The 18,794-nt window shown below is 53.1% G+C and carries 19 protein-coding genes; 14 read left to right on the top strand and 5 right to left on the bottom strand.

Translation table 11 applies throughout. The annotated features are described in order from the left end of the window. Position 1: 1 nt before the first annotated feature. Positions 2–751 (bottom strand): DeoR/GlpR family DNA-binding transcription regulator, encoded by a 750-nt coding sequence (locus BM322_RS08325; protein WP_075429568.1) that lies wholly within the window; start codon positions 749–751, stop codon positions 2–4. Between the two features lie 232 nt (positions 752–983). Between BM322_RS08325 and BM322_RS08320 the strand changes: the two genes are divergently transcribed. The 7 genes from BM322_RS08320 to BM322_RS08290 all read left to right on the top strand — a co-directional run bounded on the left by BM322_RS08320 (position 984) and on the right by BM322_RS08290 (position 7,512). Further along, the gene (locus BM322_RS08320; RefSeq protein ID WP_143102214.1) at positions 984–1,859 is read left to right on the top strand and encodes a YitT family protein; all 876 of its coding nucleotides are present in this window, start codon (positions 984–986) and stop codon (positions 1,857–1,859) included. Positions 1,860–1,885: 26 nt separating this feature from the next. After that, a complete protein-coding gene (locus tag BM322_RS08315; protein WP_143102213.1) occupies positions 1,886–2,488 on the top strand; it encodes a hypothetical protein in 603 nt (200 codons plus the stop codon). Between the two features lie 147 nt (positions 2,489–2,635). Further along, on the top strand, positions 2,636–3,931 hold the full coding sequence (locus tag BM322_RS08310) for an O-acetylhomoserine aminocarboxypropyltransferase/cysteine synthase family protein (RefSeq protein ID WP_075429562.1): 1,296 nt from the start codon (positions 2,636–2,638) through the stop codon (positions 3,929–3,931). Positions 3,932–4,098: 167 nt separating this feature from the next. Continuing rightward, positions 4,099–5,226 carry a M48 family metallopeptidase gene (locus tag BM322_RS08305; protein WP_318254573.1) on the top strand — a complete coding sequence of 376 codons (1,128 nt, stop codon included), beginning with the start codon at positions 4,099–4,101 and terminating at the stop codon, positions 5,224–5,226. A gap of 87 nt (positions 5,227–5,313) precedes the next feature. Beyond that, entirely contained in the window at positions 5,314–5,577 is a 264-nt protein-coding gene (locus tag BM322_RS08300; RefSeq protein ID WP_075429560.1) for a YhdT family protein, read from the top strand. Then, complete coding sequence (panF, locus tag BM322_RS08295) at positions 5,570–7,069, top strand: sodium/pantothenate symporter (protein ID WP_075429558.1); 1,500 nt, start codon at positions 5,570–5,572, stop codon at positions 7,067–7,069. Before BM322_RS08300 ends, panF begins: the two co-directional genes overlap by 8 nt. Before the next feature lie 155 nt (positions 7,070–7,224). Then, positions 7,225–7,512, top strand: coding sequence for a hypothetical protein (locus BM322_RS08290; protein WP_075429555.1), 288 nt, complete (start codon positions 7,225–7,227; stop codon positions 7,510–7,512). Positions 7,513–7,585: 73 nt separating this feature from the next. Here BM322_RS08290 and BM322_RS08285 read toward each other — a convergent pair whose 3' ends face one another. The 4 genes from BM322_RS08285 to BM322_RS08270 form a co-directional block, all read right to left on the bottom strand. Next, positions 7,586–7,894 (bottom strand): AzlD domain-containing protein, encoded by a 309-nt coding sequence (locus BM322_RS08285; protein ID WP_075429553.1) that lies wholly within the window; start codon positions 7,892–7,894, stop codon positions 7,586–7,588. Continuing rightward, positions 7,884–8,633, bottom strand: a complete 750-nt coding sequence (locus tag BM322_RS08280; RefSeq protein ID WP_075429551.1) for an AzlC family ABC transporter permease — start codon at positions 8,631–8,633, stop codon at positions 7,884–7,886. Before BM322_RS08280 ends, BM322_RS08285 begins: the two co-directional genes overlap by 11 nt. 138 nt (positions 8,634–8,771) lie before the next feature. Next, positions 8,772–10,142, bottom strand: coding sequence for a sodium:alanine symporter family protein (locus tag BM322_RS08275; RefSeq protein WP_075429549.1), 1,371 nt, complete (start codon positions 10,140–10,142; stop codon positions 8,772–8,774). Between the two features lie 186 nt (positions 10,143–10,328). Next, positions 10,329–12,143 carry a MutS-related protein gene (locus tag BM322_RS08270; RefSeq protein ID WP_143102212.1) on the bottom strand — a complete coding sequence of 605 codons (1,815 nt, stop codon included), beginning with the start codon at positions 12,141–12,143 and terminating at the stop codon, positions 10,329–10,331. A 141-nt stretch (positions 12,144–12,284) separates the two neighbouring features. Between BM322_RS08270 and BM322_RS08265 the strand changes: the two genes are divergently transcribed. The 7 genes from BM322_RS08265 (at position 12,285) to BM322_RS08235 (ending at position 18,790) form a co-directional block, all read left to right on the top strand. Next, on the top strand, positions 12,285–13,265 hold the full coding sequence (locus tag BM322_RS08265; RefSeq protein WP_075429547.1) for a hypothetical protein: 981 nt from the start codon (positions 12,285–12,287) through the stop codon (positions 13,263–13,265). A 121-nt stretch (positions 13,266–13,386) separates the two neighbouring features. Next, positions 13,387–13,551, top strand: coding sequence for an aminoglycoside phosphotransferase (locus tag BM322_RS08260; protein WP_075429545.1), 165 nt, complete (start codon positions 13,387–13,389; stop codon positions 13,549–13,551). Between the two features lie 73 nt (positions 13,552–13,624). Continuing rightward, positions 13,625–13,903, top strand: a complete 279-nt coding sequence (locus BM322_RS08255; RefSeq protein ID WP_075429544.1) for a hypothetical protein — start codon at positions 13,625–13,627, stop codon at positions 13,901–13,903. A 36-nt stretch (positions 13,904–13,939) separates the two neighbouring features. Beyond that, positions 13,940–14,614, top strand: coding sequence for a hypothetical protein (locus BM322_RS08250; protein ID WP_075429542.1), 675 nt, complete (start codon positions 13,940–13,942; stop codon positions 14,612–14,614). A gap of 17 nt (positions 14,615–14,631) precedes the next feature. After that, positions 14,632–15,288: an SIS domain-containing protein gene (locus BM322_RS08245; RefSeq protein WP_075429541.1), complete on the top strand. Its 657-nt coding sequence runs from the start codon at positions 14,632–14,634 to the stop codon at positions 15,286–15,288. 898 nt (positions 15,289–16,186) lie between these two features. Then, positions 16,187–17,695, top strand: a complete 1,509-nt coding sequence (locus tag BM322_RS08240) for a phosphomannomutase/phosphoglucomutase (RefSeq protein WP_075429540.1) — start codon at positions 16,187–16,189, stop codon at positions 17,693–17,695. Positions 17,696–17,827: 132 nt separating this feature from the next. Continuing rightward, positions 17,828–18,790 (top strand): YybS family protein, encoded by a 963-nt coding sequence (locus BM322_RS08235; protein ID WP_075429539.1) that lies wholly within the window; start codon positions 17,828–17,830, stop codon positions 18,788–18,790. Positions 18,791–18,794 lie beyond the last annotated feature (4 nt).

Genomic DNA, 18,794 nt, shown 5'->3' with positions numbered 1-18,794 from the left:
GTTATAAATCCCCCTCAATGATAGTAGTGTAGTCCCGATACTTCTTATCTTCCAGCTGTCCCGTGATGATCGAGGCACTGGAGATATTGGCAAAAGTAATTGGCGAAATCTTGTTGAATTTCGATCGGTCGGCCAGGACGAATGCATGGCTGCAGCGGGAAAGGGCTGCGCCTTTGATGATGCCTTCGCTCGAGTCTGGCGTAGAAAAACCGGATTTGGTGCTGATACCGTTGGTACCGAAGAATCCTTTCGTAAAGTTGTAAGCTTTCAGATTATTCAGTGCCTCTGTACCGACCACAGCTTCAGTGACGGCCTTGATTTCACCGCCGAGGATGAAGACCTTGAAACCCTTGGCAGCAAGACGGGCTGCATGGGAAATGCCGTTCGTTACATACACGGCACTGGTTTCAGTCAAGAAGTCAATCATGCGCAAGGTGGTAGAACCGGCATCGATGTAGACGAAATCCTTGCGCTTGATGAGACTGGCTGCCTTGCGGGCAATGGCGATCTTTTCTTCAGGATAAAGATCGCGCTTCGTCTTCATATCTTCCTCCGACGAGCTGTAATTGTTGTCGATGGAAGTAGCGCCGCCGTAGACCTTGTAGAGGCGGCCGCTTTTGTGCAGCGCCGTGAGGTCGCGGCGGACGGTGGATTCCGAGGCATCGAGAGCCTTGGTCAGATCCAGTACGGTAACAGCCTTTTTCTCTTCGAGAATGCGGAGAATCGTTGCATAACGTTCTTCCGTAAGCATGGCTATCACTCCTTATTTCTTAATATAATACAACTAAAGTCCGTCAAAGTCAATCAAAAGCACGATAAACCCCGCAAAAAAAATTATAAAAGGGCATGGTCTGGCAAAAAACACCGACCAAAACGATAATCGTTGACCAAAGTCACGAATTTTATTAAAAATTAATGGCAGGAAAAGCGAGAACTTGGCTATAATATAGATAGGTAGAAGATTATCATGGGAGTGTGAGTTGATGGTAGAAAAGAAAAAGATTGTCCAGCATCGTCCCAAGTCGTTTTATGTGAAGAAGTACCTGACGATATTCTTCGGCGCGATCATTGCCGCAGTAGGTCTGGAGCTGTTCCTGATCCCGAATAACGTCATCGATGGCGGTATCGTCGGTGTCTCCATCATGATGAGTTCACTGACGGGGCTGTCGCTGGGTGTGTTCCTGGTTCTGCTGAATATCCCGTTCCTATATCTAGGCTACAAGCAGATTGGTCAGAATTTTGCCATTGCGACGCTCATAGCCATCTGTTTCCTGGCAGTCTGGTCGGCCGTGTTCGCTCCGTTCCCGCGGGTAACGGATGACCCATTCCTGGCGGCCATATTTGGCGGCATCATCGATGGTCTTGGTGTCGGCCTTATCATCCGTGCCGGTGGCAGTCTTGATGGTACAGAGATCGTGGCTATCATCATGGATAAGAAGTCTGTATTCTCAGTCGGTGAGGTTGTCATGTTCATCAACCTCTTCATCTTATCTAGTGCAGGCCTTCTCTATGGCTGGGATAAGGCGATGTACTCACTGGTGGCGTATTTCGTCATCTCAAAGATGATCGATGTGGTCATCAAGGGCCTTGATGAGTCATATGCTGTCATGATCGTGACGAATGAGCATGATGAGATCACGTCGGCGCTCAATGACCGTCTGGGCCGCGGTGTGACGCTGCTGCATGGTGCGGGTGGCTATACGGGGGAGAGCAAGGAAGTCCTCTACTGCGTGGTCACGCGCCTGGAGGTCGACAAGCTCAAGGAAATCGTACTCGAAAAGGATGAGAGCGCTTTTGTTACCATCAATGCTGTTCACGATATCATTGGTGGCAGATTCAAGAAGAAGGCAATTCATTGATTATTGCGTGAGGGGAGGAGATTTCATTGCGTAGGGTTGTTTTGTTGTTGTTTGCTTTGGTGATGATGGTATCTGTGACTGCGAGTGCGGCAGAACGGGTTCCTTTACGGGTGGCTCAGCTGCCGATACAGGTAACCTGCTACAATCAGCCGGAACAACAGGTATTGGAACGTTTGGAACGGCAGGTCGATCATAGTTTGCATGTGCCGCTCAATGAGACGCTGCAGGCGGTGGAATTCATTCCTGAGGCGGACTGCCTGAAGGCCTTGAAAGAGGTAGCAACGGAACTAGGCGGCAAGCCGGACTTCAAGGATATGGCAAGACCGCTGGCCGAGAAATTACAGGCAGACCTCGTCGTGATTCCGATAGTGGCAGGCTACGAGCAGTACACCTATATGAGCTGGAACTGGGATCGCGGGCAAATGCTGCATAGCTACGTTTCGATACGGATTGTCGGCTATGACCGCTATACTGATGAGGTGTTCAAGAAACGCTCCTCGCGCCGGTATGATGATGAGTATATGCCCTATGGTGAGGTAAGACGGCTGGCTGGCGAGGCCATGGATGAAAGCCTGCGGCGGGCAAGGGTCCATGATCGTGTCTGGAATTGGAAAACGAATATAAGATGAGAGAAGACAGGCTTTGGCACAATAAGCGCAAAAGCCTGTCTTTTTTTTACAAAAAGTATTGACACTTAACAATGTTACAGATATAATGTAAACATATTAATCAGATATGTTTACAAAACCTAAAACTTTCGAAAAGAGGTAATCGTCATGAGTGAAGAGAGAAAATACAAGTTTGAGACCCTGCAGCTCCATGTTGGCCAGGAGCAGGCTGACCCCGCAACTGATGCCCGTGCTGTTCCAATCTATCAGACGACGTCTTACGTGTTCAGCGACTGCGAGGATGCAGCTGATCGTTTTGCGCTGAAGAAGGGTGGCAACATCTATGGCCGCCTGACGAATCCGACGGAGGATGTATTTGAGAAACGCATTGCAGCTCTGGAGGGCGGCTCAGCAGCTCTGGCGGTAGCCTCGGGTGCAGCGGCTGTTACCTATGCGCTGGAGGCACTCGTGCATCATGGCCAGCATATCGTAGCAGCCACGACAATCTATGGCGGCACCTATAATCTCTTTGCTCATACGTTCCCGAGCCGTGGTGTGGAGACGACGTTTGTGGATCCGACGCAGGGCGTGCAGGTATTCGAGGATGCAATCCAGGAAAATACCCGCGCTGTCTACATTGAGTCCATTGGCAATCCGAATGCCAACCTCATCGATATCGAGGCAGTAGCGGCTATCGCTCATAAGCATGGCCTGCCGCTGGTAGTCGACAGCACCTTTGCGACGCCGTATCAGCTGCGTCCGTTCGAGTATGGCGCTGATATCGTCGTCCATTCGGCAACGAAATTCATCGGCGGCCATGGCACGACGTTGGGCGGTGTTATCGTCGAAAGCGGCAAGTTCGACTGGAAGGCATCAGGCAAGTTCCCGCAGCTCGTGGAGCCGAATGAGAGCTATCATGGGGTAAGTTTCTATGAGGCACTGGGCCCGGTGGCATTCGTTACCTACATTCGTGCACTGATCCTGCGTGATGAGGGCGCTGCTATCTCACCGTTCAATGCCTTCCTGCTGCTGCAGGGGACAGAGACTCTGTCGCTGCGCGTCGAGCGCCATGTGGAAAATGCGCTCAAGGTAGTTGAGTACCTGGAGAAAAATCCGAAGGTCGCCAAGGTAAATCATCCGGCTGTGGCCAACCACCCGGATCATGAGCTCTATAAGAAATACTTCCCCCATGGCGGTATCTCGATCTTCACGTTCGAGATTGCTGGCGGTGCTGAGGAAGCCAAGACGTTCGTTGACCATCTGAAGGTATTCAGCCTGCTGGCCAATGTGGCCGATGTCAAGTCCCTCGTCATCCATCCGGCCTCGACGACGCACAGCCAGATGAATGAGCAGGAGCTTGCTGCCTCGGGTATTACGCCGGCAACGGTTCGTCTGTCCATTGGTACAGAGCATATCGACGATATCATCTATGATCTTGATCAGGCTTTCCAGGCGGTAGACTGATATAAATAACGAACAGCCTCCTTTGATTTTGCTGATAAAATTAAGGGAGGCTTTTATCATGGTTAAAGTTTTGTGAGAATTATCTGATTATGGTTGAAATAGTCAGTCTATATAAGTATAATCGAGGAGGATGATAACAATTCTTGGTTGATTTGGAGGGATTTTCAGTGGAATTCAAAAAAATATCGCGCAAAGCTGCCGCTGCTATGCTGCTCAGTGCCTCTTTGGTGGGTGGTGAGCTGGCAATCGCTCCGCCGGCAACGGCAGAGGCTTTTTCGCTCAGCAATATCAACGATATCGGCAGCATCGTCGTGACGGGGGTGAAATATGCGCAGCTGCGTTCGCAGATTAAGCAGCAGACGGATTATCTGGACAACGACCCAAATGGCCGGCAGGTGATGTATAACGATTGGCGCAACAAGACCGGCGTTGACTATAATGAGAATCTGAACTGGCGTCTGGAAAATATGATGCAGAATATGACGGCTGCAGTCCGCGCGGTGGATGCCTCGATCGACAAGCATCCCTACTATTATTACCTGAATCCGGACGACTCATTCAACGCCTTCTGTGGTTTAGGGCATGTCATGAGTGTCAATCATGGTGCCTTCGACTACATTTCCTGCGATGATGAGCTGGCTGTCATTGTCGGCCACGAGATGGGCCATGGGCAGAAATCCCATGCAGCGAATGGCATGGTAAAGACGTTGGACAAGCAGCTGTTGGCATCTGTGGCCTCATCGGTGGCTGGGGGAACGGACCTTACCGATATGGTAGCGGGGATGGCGCTCAAGAATGGCGTCGTACATGCGACTAAGAGCAACGAGTGGGAGGCGGACAACCTTTCCTGGGAATACATGACGCATTCCAATTATAATCCAGGGGCCTGTGCTGCTATCTGGCAGCGCGTCATCGACAAGCTCGGCAATAACAGTCAGAGCGGTGCAGCTCTCTGGTTCAACCCGTCTGACCATCCGAACCATGCTGCCCGCCGCGACAATTACGCGAAGAAGCTGACGGCTTACAGCGGCAAGCATGTCACGGATAAGGACGGCGTGGTCTATGTCAATGGCAAGAAATTCGTTACGCCGGCACCAGCTGGCGGCATGAGCGCGAAAGAGCGCTCGTATTTTGTCATGGGCAATCTGGCGGCTGCGTATCATAATGGCCATAATAAAGCCGGTGTCACGACGAATGGCAACACGGTTATGATGGGAGCACAGCCCATCATGACCTGCACCGCAGGCGATGAAGCGGCGCAGACGTTGGCTGATCGTCTCAACTCCATCAAATAAGATTGATAAAATCCTCTTTCTGCGGTACACTATTTTGTACGACGGTACGCACAGGATGGTGCGACTGTACAGAAAGGGGATTATTATATGTCTGAGTTTGAAAAATACCAGCAGATATGCCGTGAAGCCGGTTGGACCGGGGCAGCTCTGCTGGTTCTTATTGTGTTCTGGATAGTTGCGGGCTTTGGGCTGGCAGGTGTCGAAGGCGAGATTTTCGGCCTGCCGCTTTGGGCAGTGACCTCGAGCATCGGTGTCTGGTTCTTTGCTATTGTGCTGGTAAAGCTGCTGACGGTATTCGTATTCCGGGATATGGATCTTGAGGACGGGAAGGGGGCTGGCCGCGATGAATAATGGCAATCCGGCAGCCTTGCTGCCCTTATTGATATTCATGGCCGTAATGGTTGGCATCGGCTTTTATGTGCGCCGTGCGCAGGCCAGAGGGTTTGCCAATAATTTCGTGCAGCAATATTTCATCGGCAGTCACGACCTCGGCGGTTTTGTACTGGCGATGACGACGGTAGCGACCTACAGCTCGGTGAGCTCATTCGTTGGCGGCCCAGGCATGGCCTGGCAGATCGGCTTTGGCTGGATCTATATGGCAGTCGTGCAGGTTACGGCAATCTTTTTGGTGCTGGGAATCTTCGGCAAGCGGGTGGCCCTGCTGTCGCGCAAGTTTGATGCGGTGACGGTCGTTGACATCATCCGCGAGCGTTTCCAGTCGGATGGTCTGGCGAGCATGGCAGCCTTTATCATCGTGCTGTTCTTCTGCGCGACGATGACGGCGCAGTTCGTCGGCGGCGCGAAACTCTTTGCGACGGTCACGGGCTACAGCTATGAGATGGGACTGCTGCTGTTCGGCCTTGTCGTTGTCATCTACACGAGTATCGGCGGTTTCCGTGCCGTGGCGCTTACGGATACCTGTTGTGCGGTCATGATGATGATCGGTATCGTGCTGCTGCTCTACTATGTCCTGCAGGCAGGTGGTGGCTATAGCAATATCATGGCGAGTATCCATGCCAATCATCCTGAGATGCTCGAGCCGCTGTCGGCGGGGCATATGCCTGTCGGCCTTTATCTTACCCAGTGGATCCTTGTCGGTATCTGTACGATTGCCCTGCCGCAGTCGGTGGTGCGCGGCATCAGCTATAAGGACACGAAGAGTCTGCATCATGCGATGCTTATCGGTACAGTCGTTGTCGGATTCATGAATATCGGCATCAACTTCACGGGAATCCTGGCCCATGGAGTGCTGACAGACAGCTTGCAGAGCTATGGTGGCGTCGACTATATCATCCCGAAGACAATCGTCACGGCTATGCCGCAGGCCTTGGTGGGCTTTGCCATCATCGGCCCGCTGGCGGCCTCGATCTCGACGATTTCGGGCCTTTTGATCGTGGCGTCTTCGGCCATTATCAAGGACGTTTATCTGCATCATCAGGCCAAACGTGGCATCGAACCATCGGCAGGCAGGCTGCGTATGCTCTCAATGGTAGCCACTGCTGTGATTGGTGTGGTGGTGTTCTGCATTGCCCTGACGCCGCCAAGCCTTATCTGGATCATCAACATGTTTGCTTTTGGCGGTTTGGAGACGGCGTTCTTCTGGACGTTACTGCTTGGCCTGTTCTGGCGTCGGGCCAATAAACTCGGCGCAATCCTGTCCATGGGCGGCGGTACGGTTGCTTACTGCTTGACACAGGGGATGGGGTTCAAGGTCATGGGCCTGCATCAGATCACGATTGGTATCACGGTGTCCTTGCTGTTCTTCCTGGTGGGGGCCTATATCGGCAAGCCGCAGGATAAAGCTGTTTTGGCAATATTTTTCCCGGAAAAAGAGAGATTGTAAATTTTTACTATGAATGCACAAAAAACTGTGATATTCTACCTTTACTATTTAGGACTTATGGGGTAAAATATCACCATGCATGGACTATACGTTTATTAGGGGAAAGAAGAGTATAATCGTTATTTATATTTATTGTTGCGCAGGAGGAGAAATAAATGGTTGTGGCAGTCAACAACACAACAAACAAGCTATTCAAGTTCAAGACTGGACGGTATAACCTGAAAGAGAAGGCAGCCTGGAAATCACGAACGGCGTTCATTGAGGATACGCTGCAGGAAATCATTCGTGAAGCTGCTCATCGTGAACCAATCGCGTTCGCCAAGTGTTGCTATGACATCAAGCTCGGGCGCAGCGAGGTGGAAGATCGCTACGTATTATCCTACGCCGATGCAGTACGTTACTGGAAGACCTACTGCGATGCACGTGTATATCAGATTGCATAAAGCTTGTCATTACTGGGGATAGCAGTGACAAACAGAGAGAGCCTCTCCTAAGCTGTAAGGAGAGGCTCTATTTTCATGCAAGTATTAGCTCTGCGAGGAACACGACGATACAGCAGGCGGCTGAGACTTTGAACAGGCTGGCGCCGTACCAGGCAAGGGCGATGCCGGCGATAAGGGCCATAAGGCCGGAGACTGGTGTCTGCGTGGCCTCCATGATGGCTGGAAATGTCATGACGGCAAGGGTCACATAAGGCACATAGAATAGGAAGGAACGCAGGAAGCGGTTCTTTATCTGTTTGCGGATGAGCGTCAGCGGTATGATGCGGATGGCAAGGGTCACAGCGCTCATGATGAGGAGGTACATGTAGATATCATGCTGCATGGCTGCAATCCTCCTTGTCTTTCAATGGGAAGAAGGCTGCGCCAAGACCCGCAATCACCAGCGTCAGGATAATCGTGCGGGTGCCAGCGGAAAGCTCCATAAGGCAGGGCAGGTTGGCGCAGGCAAAGCTGGCGATGAAGCTGGCCAGTACGAGGCCGCCGACGATATGGTTGTCACGGGCGGTCGGGATAATGACCCAGAGGAACATGCCAAACAGGGCGACAGACAGGGCGCTGACGGCTTGCAGCGGCAGCAGGTTGCCAGCGATGACGCCGAGGGCTGTACCGACTGACCAGCCGGGCAGGGCAACAGCCATAGCACCATAATTATAGAAGGGATTGAGTGGTCCCTTGCGGGCAATCGTGATGCCAAATATTTCGTCAGTAATGTCAAAGCCGACGAGGACGCGGTGGATGAGCGGCGTATCGGCTCCAAACTTCTGGCTGACGACACAGCTCATCAGCATATAGCGCGCATTAGCCACGAGGGTGATGATGGCCATCTCAAGATACGGTGCGTCGGCAGCAATGACGGTAAAGGCCGCATATTCGCCAGCTGAGGCGTTGTTGAAGAAACTGGCCAGGAAGCCCTGGAATGGGGTAAGGCCAGCATTGCGCGCGGCGATGCCCAGCGTAAAGGAAACAACGAAATAGCCCAAGGCTATCGGGATGCCGTCGTGGATGCCCTCGAAAAAGACATCACGGCGGGACTTGGCAAGTGGTAATGGTCTGTCAGACATGAAAAGCCCTCTTTCTATGTATACGTGTATGCTTACTATTGTATGGCTAAGCAGTGTGTTTGTAAAGATGTAAACAAAAGCCGCCCGTCTGCAGGCGTCGCAGACGGGCGGCTTTTTGGCATATCCTATGCAGGCAGCTTAATTAATGGCTTCCTGCGCGTTTTTTTTAGCGTCTTCTTCGGCGAGGTAGCTCTTCGTCTCAGCGACGACTACGCCAGAGAGGGCGATAAGGGCGATAAGGTTCGGGATGGCCATGAGACCATTGACGATATCGGCGAGTATCCAGATGGCCTCAAGCTTGAGGAAGGCACCTGAGGCAATCAGTGCGATGAAGAGCAGGCGGTACGGCAGGACGCCTTTCGTACCCATAAGGTAGATGCAAGCACGCTCGCCGTAGTAGTTCCAGCCGAGAATCGTCGTGAAGGCGAACAGTGCCAGGGCAATCGTCAGGAGCTGGCTGCCGACGACACCGTAGACACTGGCGAAGGCAGCACTGGTCATAGCAGCACCAGCGGCGTCGCCCTGCCATACGCCCGTGAGGACGAGGGCCAGGCCCGTCATGGTGCAGATGATGATCGTATCGATGAACGTACCCGTCATCGATATGAGACCCTGCTCAGCCGGGTGTTTCGTCTTGGCCGCAGCAGCGGCAATCGGCGCGGAGCCGAGACCGGACTCATTGGAGAATACGCCGCGGGCGATACCATTCTGCATGGCCATCATGATCGTGGAGCCGGCAAAACCACCAGCAGCAGCAGAGCCAGTGAAGGCACTTTCGAGAATCAGGGAAACAGCAGCCGGAACAGCATCAAGATGGATGATGATAAGGCCGAGACTGATGACGATATACATGACAGCCATGAACGGGATGATTTTCGAGGCAACTTTGGCGATGCTCTGCAGGCCGCCAAGGGTGATGGCTGCGATGAGAACCGTCAGCAGGACATCCGTGGCGAGTTTGGAGACACCGAAGGAGATGTTGACACTGTCGACGATAGCGTTGACCTGCGGGAAGGTACCGATGCCGAGATAGGCGACAAGGATCGTAGCGACGGCGAAGAAGGTGGCCAGCGGTTTATATTTTTCGCCCATGCCGTTGCGGATGTAGAACATCGGGCCACCGGCAATCTCACCCTTTTCATCCGTGCTGCGATACTTGACGGCGAGCAGACCCTCGGCGTATTTCGTAGCCATGCCGAAGAAAGCAGCCATCCACATCCAGAAGATGGCGCCCGGGCCGCCGACCTTAACAGCCGTGGCGACGCCGACGATATTGCCAGTACCGACCGTAGCTGCAAGGGCGACACAGAGGGCTTTGAAGCTCGATACATCGCCTTCACCGTGGTTCTTGGCCTTGAAGATAAGGCCGAGAGCTTTAGGCAGGCGGAAGACCTGCAGCAGCTGCAGGCGGATCGTCAGATAGATGCCCGTGCCGACCAGCAGTGTGATCAGCGGTGGCCCCCACATGAAGGAGTCGATGGCATTGAGTACAGGGATGAATGATTCCATAGAAATGTCCTCCTTGAATGCATAGAATAACAGGAAGTGTCTCTTGAGAATATACAATGATATACGAAATTAAGACAATAACTATATTAGCACATCTGTGGACATTTGTCTTGCTTTTTTTCTAAAAAAATGCGAACCCGCCGTCATATCGCGGCAAGTTCGCATTTTTTCGTGTTTGGGATGAATTCAGTTTTCTGCAGCGCGTTCACTCGTGATGATGCCGGCCATGCGCAGCAGATACTGGGCATTGGTCGTCTGGCAGCGGCCAGGTTTCAGCTTGTAGTCGAATCGTATCTTGTCATCTTCATAGTATTCTTCAAAATGACAATTTGTTACAGGTATCTCATTGGGCGAGGTCAGATCGCAAAGTTCGAAGTCATGGGTGGTGACAAGCGTGATGCACCAGGCGCGGGTCAGATGGCGGATGGCCTCCTGGGCGCCGATGATGCGGTCGGCGGAGTTGGTGCCCTTGAAGATCTCGTCGATGCAGATCAGCATGGGCTGCTCCTGGTGGCTGAACTCGACCATCTGCTTGATGCGCAGGAGCTCAGCATAAAAGGTAGAGATTCCCTGGGACAGATCGTCGTTGACCTGGATGGAGGTGAAGATATGGAGAGGTGTCAGCGAGAATCTTTCCGCACAGACAGGCGCACCTGCGTAGGCTAGTACGGCAGAGCTGGCCAGTGTGCGCATATAGGTGGTCTTGCCGCTCATGTTTGAGCCTGTAATGATGCGTGTGCCTGCGGTAAAGTCAGCATCGTTGGGCACGGCTCTTTCCTCGGCAATAAGCAGGGCCCTTAGATTGCGGGCCTGCAGTGCCGGCGTGCCGGTGGAAAGCTGCGGAAACACCCAGGTCTCCCGCGTATGGCCAACCGTTGCCAGCGACAGCAAGGTCTCCATTTCGGACCAGATGTCAATCCATTCGCGCAGGTTCACGGCGGCATCGTCGCGCCATCGAGTAAGGAATACAGCCATATGGCAATCCCATAGCAGCAGGGTGTTGGCGAGAACGAAGAAAAAGAAGTTGCGGCTCAGGGCGACGCAGTCAGCCAGCTTGGCGAGCCGGCGCAGGCTGCGGCTCGCGCCGCCATCGCGCAGTCGCTGCTGCAGGCCGACGAGTGTAGTGCTTGTGAAATCAGCCTGCTCGAGTTCGTAGAACAGTGACTCATAATGATGCAGTTCGTGTGTGAGATCTGCAAGTGGTGCGAGAACCTCCTGGTTGTGGCGATGGAATATCGTCGTGAGCAGCAGCTGCAGCAGCGTCAGCAGACCAGGAATCGTCCAGTCCAGCGCATCGAAGGCTGCAAGCAGCAGGCTGATGATGGTTATGGCCGGGAGAATCCAGGCTGTGTGGTAGCGTACGATGGAGTGGCTGCCATGAGGTGGGTCCTGCTCGATCTCAGCGAGCAAGCCTGTCGTGTCATGGCCGCTTTTTAGCATGGCAGCCCGGGCTATGAGGTTCAAGCAGAAGCGCGGATGCTCGATAAGCTCTGCCACAGCCTGCTGGCGGGCCAGGATCTTCGTGCGCGCAGGCGGCGTGGTGGTAAGGGCTGCGGCAAGGCGTGATCGGCCGCGCTGGGTGCGGGCGCAGGAAAGGTATTGATAGAGGGAGGCAGGGCCGAAGATATGGAGATCCGTTTCTTGTGGCCGGTCAGGATGCAGGAACTGCGCGCCTGTATCGGGGAAGGCTTTCCATTTGTCGCTGAAGCGGTCGATGCAGGCAGAGGTAGCGGCAAGATGGCTGTCTAGCAGCTGCTGCTTCTGGTGCAGCTGGTTGTGGCGGTGGACGAGCAGCAGGAAAAAGCCGAGCAGCAGCAGGCCGAGGATATTTCCGGCGGGATAGCCATCGTAGCCGGCAGCAAAGGCAAAGACCATCGCGAGAAAGGAAATGGTGCGCAGGATGGTATAGCGGCTGTTGCGTTGTTTTAGCTCGCTGGCTGTATGGATGTCGGTTTCACGGATTGTTTCATAGAAATGACGTTTGCTGATATGCGTTTTCAAATCGTATCACCTCGCAGGAAAGATATGGATAATTTTATTATAGCATGATGTAGGTATTCGGGAAGAAATGTCGAATTATCTTCTATAGAGTTGTCAGGAAAATTGCGCTTGATGAAAGCAGGATAAAGGAGGCAAGGCAGGATGATGAGAGGAAAAAGATTTTGGGCGGCAGCGGCTCTGGCGTTGTCATTGACCTTTGGCGGGCAGGCGCTGGCAGCTGAACCGGCTGTGGAGCAGGCAGTTCCGGCTGTGGCAGCGGAGCAGCAGCTCAGTAAGGACTTGGCAAGTTTGGTGGATTTCAATCAGGGGCTGCTGACCTTTGATATGGATCTATCCTCGCCGCTAGTCAGCGTCTGCTATAAGGGAACGTTCAGTTTTAAGGCTGAACCGCAGCTAGCCGCGAAGGGATCCATGAAGATCGAGACGACTATGCCAGGGGCACAGCCGTCGACGGTGACGGGCGATTACTACATGCAGGAGACGGACAAAGAGCTTGTCTTTTATCTGCAAAAGCCCGATAAGAGCTGGGAAAAGACCGTGACGAAAAAGACTGAGCCGCAAAAGCGCATCGATGAAGCTGTGGATCAGGCCTTTTCAGCTGATTTGATGGATGCCACCAAGGCCGTCCAGCTGGGGAAGCGTGATGGTGACAAACAGAGCTATCTTGTCACCCTGGATAGCAAGAAGGTCTATCCCTATCTGGTCAAGCTGATGGAACTGGATAAGCAGGAGAAGAAAAACAAAAAGGATAAGAAGGCACAGAAGGATGAAAAAGCAGTCAACGATATGCTCAAGAAGGTACTGGCAAATCTTGGCGATATTGACTATACCATAACAATCGATGAGAAAGAGCATATGCTGACGGATATGCATGCGAACCTGACAGCACAGCTGCGCAATGTGGCTGCGGCTTTCATAAAAGAAGGCAAATATCCGGCCAAAGATGAAAGGGAAATGCTGGCTATCGCCAATAACAGCACCTTGGAAGTCGGGTTCCATGGCAGCAAGCTGACAAAGGATGATGACTTGCAGGTACCGGCAGAAGTGGCCGCGAATGCCAAGACAGCTGAGAGGAACATCACCAGCAGACTGCCAATGCCGGCACAATCAGAGCAACGATGATTTCGGAGTAAACAGAGACAGACAGTCCGGGATTTTGGTTTCCCGGGCTGTTTTTGCTTGAACTGGCGGCAGGAACCCTGTAAACTGGTATCTGCAGGCAGATAATGAAGGGAAGAAACAAATGAAGGCTGATAATACCGAGGCAATGGCACGTATCCAGCAGAGTATCGACAGCATCGAGAAACGGATGCGGGTAGACTCGAATGATCTGGACTATGAAACCCATCTGCGGCAGAAACGACAGCTGCAGCAGATCCTTGACCGCATGAAGGCAAAGAATCCGTAAAATCTCAGCAGATTTTCATCTGCTGTTGTTATGATATAAACATCAAAAGGTCAAAAGAAAGGATGAACCTCAAATGTCTCAACGTATGACGATGGACGAAGTCCTCAAGCAGTATGGTATCCCGCAGATCAAGCTGGATGTCCATGCCACGCGCAGCGAGCTCTTGAAGCTCCGCGAAAAACTTATGGCCATTCGCGATTTATCCCAGGGCCAGGAGCAGGGATATCTCGATATCGACTGCAAGCTCTATATCGATGTCGATGACATCGACCGCTATCTGTCGGGTGAGCTTGATACGGTCGGCGAGATCTATGCGTTCCCTGAGGATATCAAATCTTATAAGGAAGAATAATCCGCAGTATCATAATATTGAAGGAGAGTTATTGACATGAAGTTGAAGAAATTAGCAGCGGCAGTTATGGCCGGTCTCATGGTGGCAACGGCAGTGCCGATGGTGGCAGCTGTCACGGCTGATATGGCAACGGTGGCTTATGCAGCCAAGGGCGGTGCCAAGCTCGGCGGCGGCGCTAAATCCGCACCGAAGGCTCCGGCTCCAAAGGCATCGGCTCCGAAGAGCTCGAATGAGAGCAAGTCGGTATCGGGCAATGGCGAGAGCTACAAGCCCTCCAAGGATGCCAAGAGCCTCGATAAGAATGCCCCGGCAGCCAATAGCAAGAGCAATACGGCCGGGAATACCAACACGCAGAGCGGCAGCCGTTGGGGCAGTGCGCTGCGCAATATCGGCCTGCTGGCTGGCGGTATGATGCTCGGCAGCCTGCTGGCTAGCATGTTTGGCGGCCTGGGCGGCGGCCTGCTGGCGGATATCCTTGGTGTAGTAATGAACGTAGTCCTGCTCTTTGCTGCCATCATGGTCATCAAATGGCTCTGGAACAAGTTCCGCGGCCGCAAGGAAGAGAACGTCTATCGTTCCAACATGCGCGATCTCAATATGCGTCAGGAGCCTAAGGATGTCACGCCGCAGCGCATGAAGATCCAGGACATCAAGGGCCCGGATGATGGCTACAGTGCCAAGAGCATGGCGGATAAATATCGCAATCGTTAAAAGGAGTTTTGGTTAAATTGGTAAAGGAATCGACAAAGAATAAAGTGGATGAGCTCATCGGCCGCTATCCGGTGCTGGCAGTCTGCAAGGCAGACCTTGAAGCAGCAGTGGAGGCCGTCTGTGAGAGCTACCGTGGGGGCCATAAGCTCATTGCCTGTGGCAACGGCGGCAGTGCCTCTGATGCTGAGCACATCGTCGGCGAGCTCATGAAGGGCTTCCTGCTGCCGCGCAAGCTCGGCAGTGATATGGAGGCCAGGATACGCGAGCTTTGTCCGGAGGAGGCAGATTACTTCATGGAGAATCTGCAGGGGGCACTGCCAGCGCTCTCGATGGTCAATCAGGTGGCGCTCAACACGGCGTTTGCCAACGACCAGGCGCCGGATCTCTCGTTTGCCCAGCAGCTTTTGGGCATGGGCGCTGCAGGGGATGTCCTCGTGGCCATCTCGACTTCGGGCAACAGCACGAATGTCATCTATGCACTGCAGATGGCGAAGGTCAAAGGGGTAAAGACCATTGCGCTCACGGGCAAATCGGGCGGCAAGATCAAGAGACGCAACCTGGCCGATGTCTGCATCTGCGTTCCCGACGATGAGACGTTCCGCATCCAGGAACTACATCTGCCGGTCTATCATATGCTCTGCATTGCGGCCGAGAATGAATTCTTTGGCGAGTAACCTGCAATAAGGGCGGTTCGTTGTCTCCTACGTGAGACGGCGAGCCGTTTTTGCTATAAATTGCAGTTTGTAATTACCAGGAATTTATTCGTAGAATACCGCGCCGCCGGGCCGGGGAGTACCAACGCTTCACTTAGATGCTTTGCTAAAAATATTTTTTGCCTTTAACTAAGCATTGAAAAAGTTCCCAAACGCGCTGCGCTTGAACGGTGTGAATTTTTCAACGGAATGTGAAGGCAAAAAATATTTTCTTCACGCAAACCATCAATGTTACGCTTATGGTACTCCCCTGCCCGGCGGCTTCGTTTCAGCAATAGCCCGAATGAATCTTCAACCTGCTAATACGTTAGTACGTATCATTCTGTGCCTAGGACAGTCGCTCCAGACAGAAAGAAGCACTACCCCGTTCGCCCCTTTGGTAACGGAAGGTTGAATTTGTACGAACCGTTGCTCTCGTAACAAACACATCGATGTAATCCGTAACCTATCGCCGGAACAGAGCAGGATTATCCCAACATAACGGAGGGCGAGGGTGGGTACACTTTCTTCGTAGACGGAGCGATTGCCCGAACGCAGTGAGGGATGGCACGCGGCAGGTATAAACAAGAACGCCAAGATGTATTGGCGCGCCGCCGGCCTGCCCGGCGCATGTACCTAGGTACGTACAACCTGCCAGCGCGGGTCATTTAGCGGAGCGGAGAAAAAGTGCACCCACCCTCACCCAAGCTGAGCTGTAGCAAGCTTATTGTAATCGCGCACTGACAGACAAACTGCAATTTTGTCGTAGGAGAAAAATTAAGATAACAGGAAAATTTGCAATTCATATGGAATACATATTATCATAGATAGTAACGATGATAGATATCCTATCTTGATTAATTGCTGAGGGGGCATTTTGATGATTATCCCAGAGAAAAACCTGATGAAACTTGCCAATGGCAGTGATGTTCGCGGTGTCGCTATGGAGGGCGTTGCCGATGAACCAGTGACCTTGAGCATGGAGGCCGCTAACGTCATTACGTCGGGGTTCGTAGAATTCCTGCAGGCGCGCACGGGCAAGGATAAGAAGGAGCTGCGCATCGCTGTCGGCCGTGATTCCCGTCTGACTGGCCACGACCTCAAGCGTGAGGTCCTGAAGGCACTCACTGCGCATGGTGTCGTGACGGTTGACTGCAGCATGGCTTCGACGCCGGCAATGTTCATGTCCACGGTATTCCCTGAGACGCAGATGGACGGTTCCATCATGATCACGGCCAGCCATTTGCCTTATAACCGCAACGGCATGAAGTTCTTCACGAAAGACGGTGGTGTGGAGCATGAGGATATCATCACGATCCTGCAGAATGCTGCCCGTTATCCGGTAATGGAAGGCGAGCGTTCGAAGGCACAGCGCTACAATCTCATGGAGCGTTACTGCCATCACCTGCGCAAGAAGATCCGCGAGGCTCTGGGCGGGGAGAACCAGCCCCTCAAGGGCATGCATATAGTTGTCGATGCTGGCAATGGTGCCGGTGGCTTCTTTGCAACCCAGGTCCTTGGACGTCTTGGCGCTGATACGACGGGCAGCATCTATCTCGATCCGGACGGGCATTTCCCGAATCATATCCCGAATCCGGAAAATAAGCAGGCTATGGCCGCTATCCGCCAGGCCGTGCTTGACAACCGCGCCGACCTCGGCTTGATTTTCGATACCGACGTTGACCGCATGAGCGCTGTGCTTAAGAATGGCAAGGAAATCAGCCGCAACGAGCTCATCGGCATGATGGCAGCTATCCTGGAACCGGATTATCCGGGCAGCACGATCATCACGGATTCAGTCACGAGCGACGAGCTCACCGAGTTCCTCGAAAAGGATCTGGGCCTCAAGCACATGCGTTATATGCGCGGCTACAAGAATGTCATCGACGAGTGCATCCGCCAGAACAAGGCTGGTGTCGTATCGCCGCTGGCCATTGAGACGTCGGGCCATGGTGCACTGTCTGAGAACTACTACCTCGACGATGGTGCCTATCTGGCAGTCAAGCTGCTCGTAGCAGCTGCCAAGGCCAAGGCTGCTGGCCGCCGCCTTTCGGATTTGGTCAAGAATCTCGGCGCTCCGGCAGAGAGCCAGGAGTTCCGGCTCAAGATCAAGGGGGAGGAAGATTTCCGTGCCTATGGCAATGGCGTGCTCAAGACCTTCGAGGAGCGTGCGGCAGAGGCTGGCATCAAGATCGCGAAGCCGTCCTATGAGGGTGTGCGTCTTGTGTTCCCGAATGGCTGGGCTCTCCTGCGCATGTCGCTGCATGATCCGAATATGCCGCTCAATATCGAGAGCTGTGAGGAAGGTGGCGTGAAAGTCATCGCCGAACAGGTCAAGGGCATGCTCGAAGGTTTTGTAAGCCTCGATCTCAGCGTTTTTGCAAAATAAGACAGGAAAATGACGACCTGCCGTATCGCCAGACATTGTGCGATGCGGCAGGTTTTATTAGTACCTGCTTTCAAGACAGCCCAATCCTTTTCTGCTATAATGTAAGTTGGTTTAGCTAGAAAGGATGACGACATGAATCAACATAGAATCACCCCGATGACGGAAAGCGGCCTGCTCGCAGCGCTGACTGTAATCTTGGCTATGGCAGCCGTTTATCTGCCGGTGCTCGGCATGGTGGCGGCGCTTATCTGGGCACTGCCCATTGTCGTACTGGTGGTGCGTCACGGTTTGCGCTGGGGCACCATGGCGGTAGTAGTTGCCGGCCTTGTCATGGCGCTTTTGATTGAGCCGATGCTGTCACTGCGGATGGTGATAGCCTTTGCTCCGACGGGACTTATCCTCGGACTGGGATTCCGCAGGGGCTGGTCTGGTACGAAGATATTCTGTGCGGGCTTGGCTGCCTCCCTGGTTGGCAAGCTGGCAGCCTTTGCGCTGGTGTTTGCCGTGACGGCAGTGAATCCCCTGAACCTTGAGATGGATGCCTTGCAGCAGTCCTTTGACTCGGCGTTCCAGCTCTATGAGGAGATGGGGCTTGATGCCAATGCTATTGCCGAGGGGCGTCAGCAGGTTGCATCTGGCGTGGCTTTGATGCAGATATTGATGCCGCTCGTGGTCATCATGATGGGCGTGGTTGATACGCTGGTGGGATATCTGTTCAGTTCGAAGGTCCTGCGCCGGCTGGGGCATGCAGTCCCGTATCTGCCACCCTTTTCCGAGTGGCGGCTGCCGGTGTTCTTCCTGTACCTGTTCGGTTTTGCGCTGGTTGGCATATACTGGGGCGGTACAAGGGAAATACAGCCGCTGTATCAGCTGTCGATGAATGCGAATATGCTCGCGATATTTGCTGGCCTTGTGCAAGGACTGGCACTTACGCACTGCTTGATGCAGCATTATAAGATTTCGCGGCTGTTCAAGATTTTGCTCTATGTGATAATACTGACCAATGGGTTCCTGGCGCAGCTGGTAGCCCTGACGGGACTTTTTGATATGCTTTTTGACTACCGCCGCCGTTTCTCGGCACAGGGTAAGAAATGAGGTG

It is taken from the genome of Selenomonas sp. GACV-9 (assembly GCA_900116485.1).
Lineage (GTDB): Bacteria > Bacillota > Negativicutes > Selenomonadales > Selenomonadaceae > Selenomonas_A > Selenomonas_A ruminantium_G.
The sequence above is the reverse complement of the archived record's forward strand: the minus strand, read 5'-3'. Positions and strand labels throughout refer to the sequence as shown.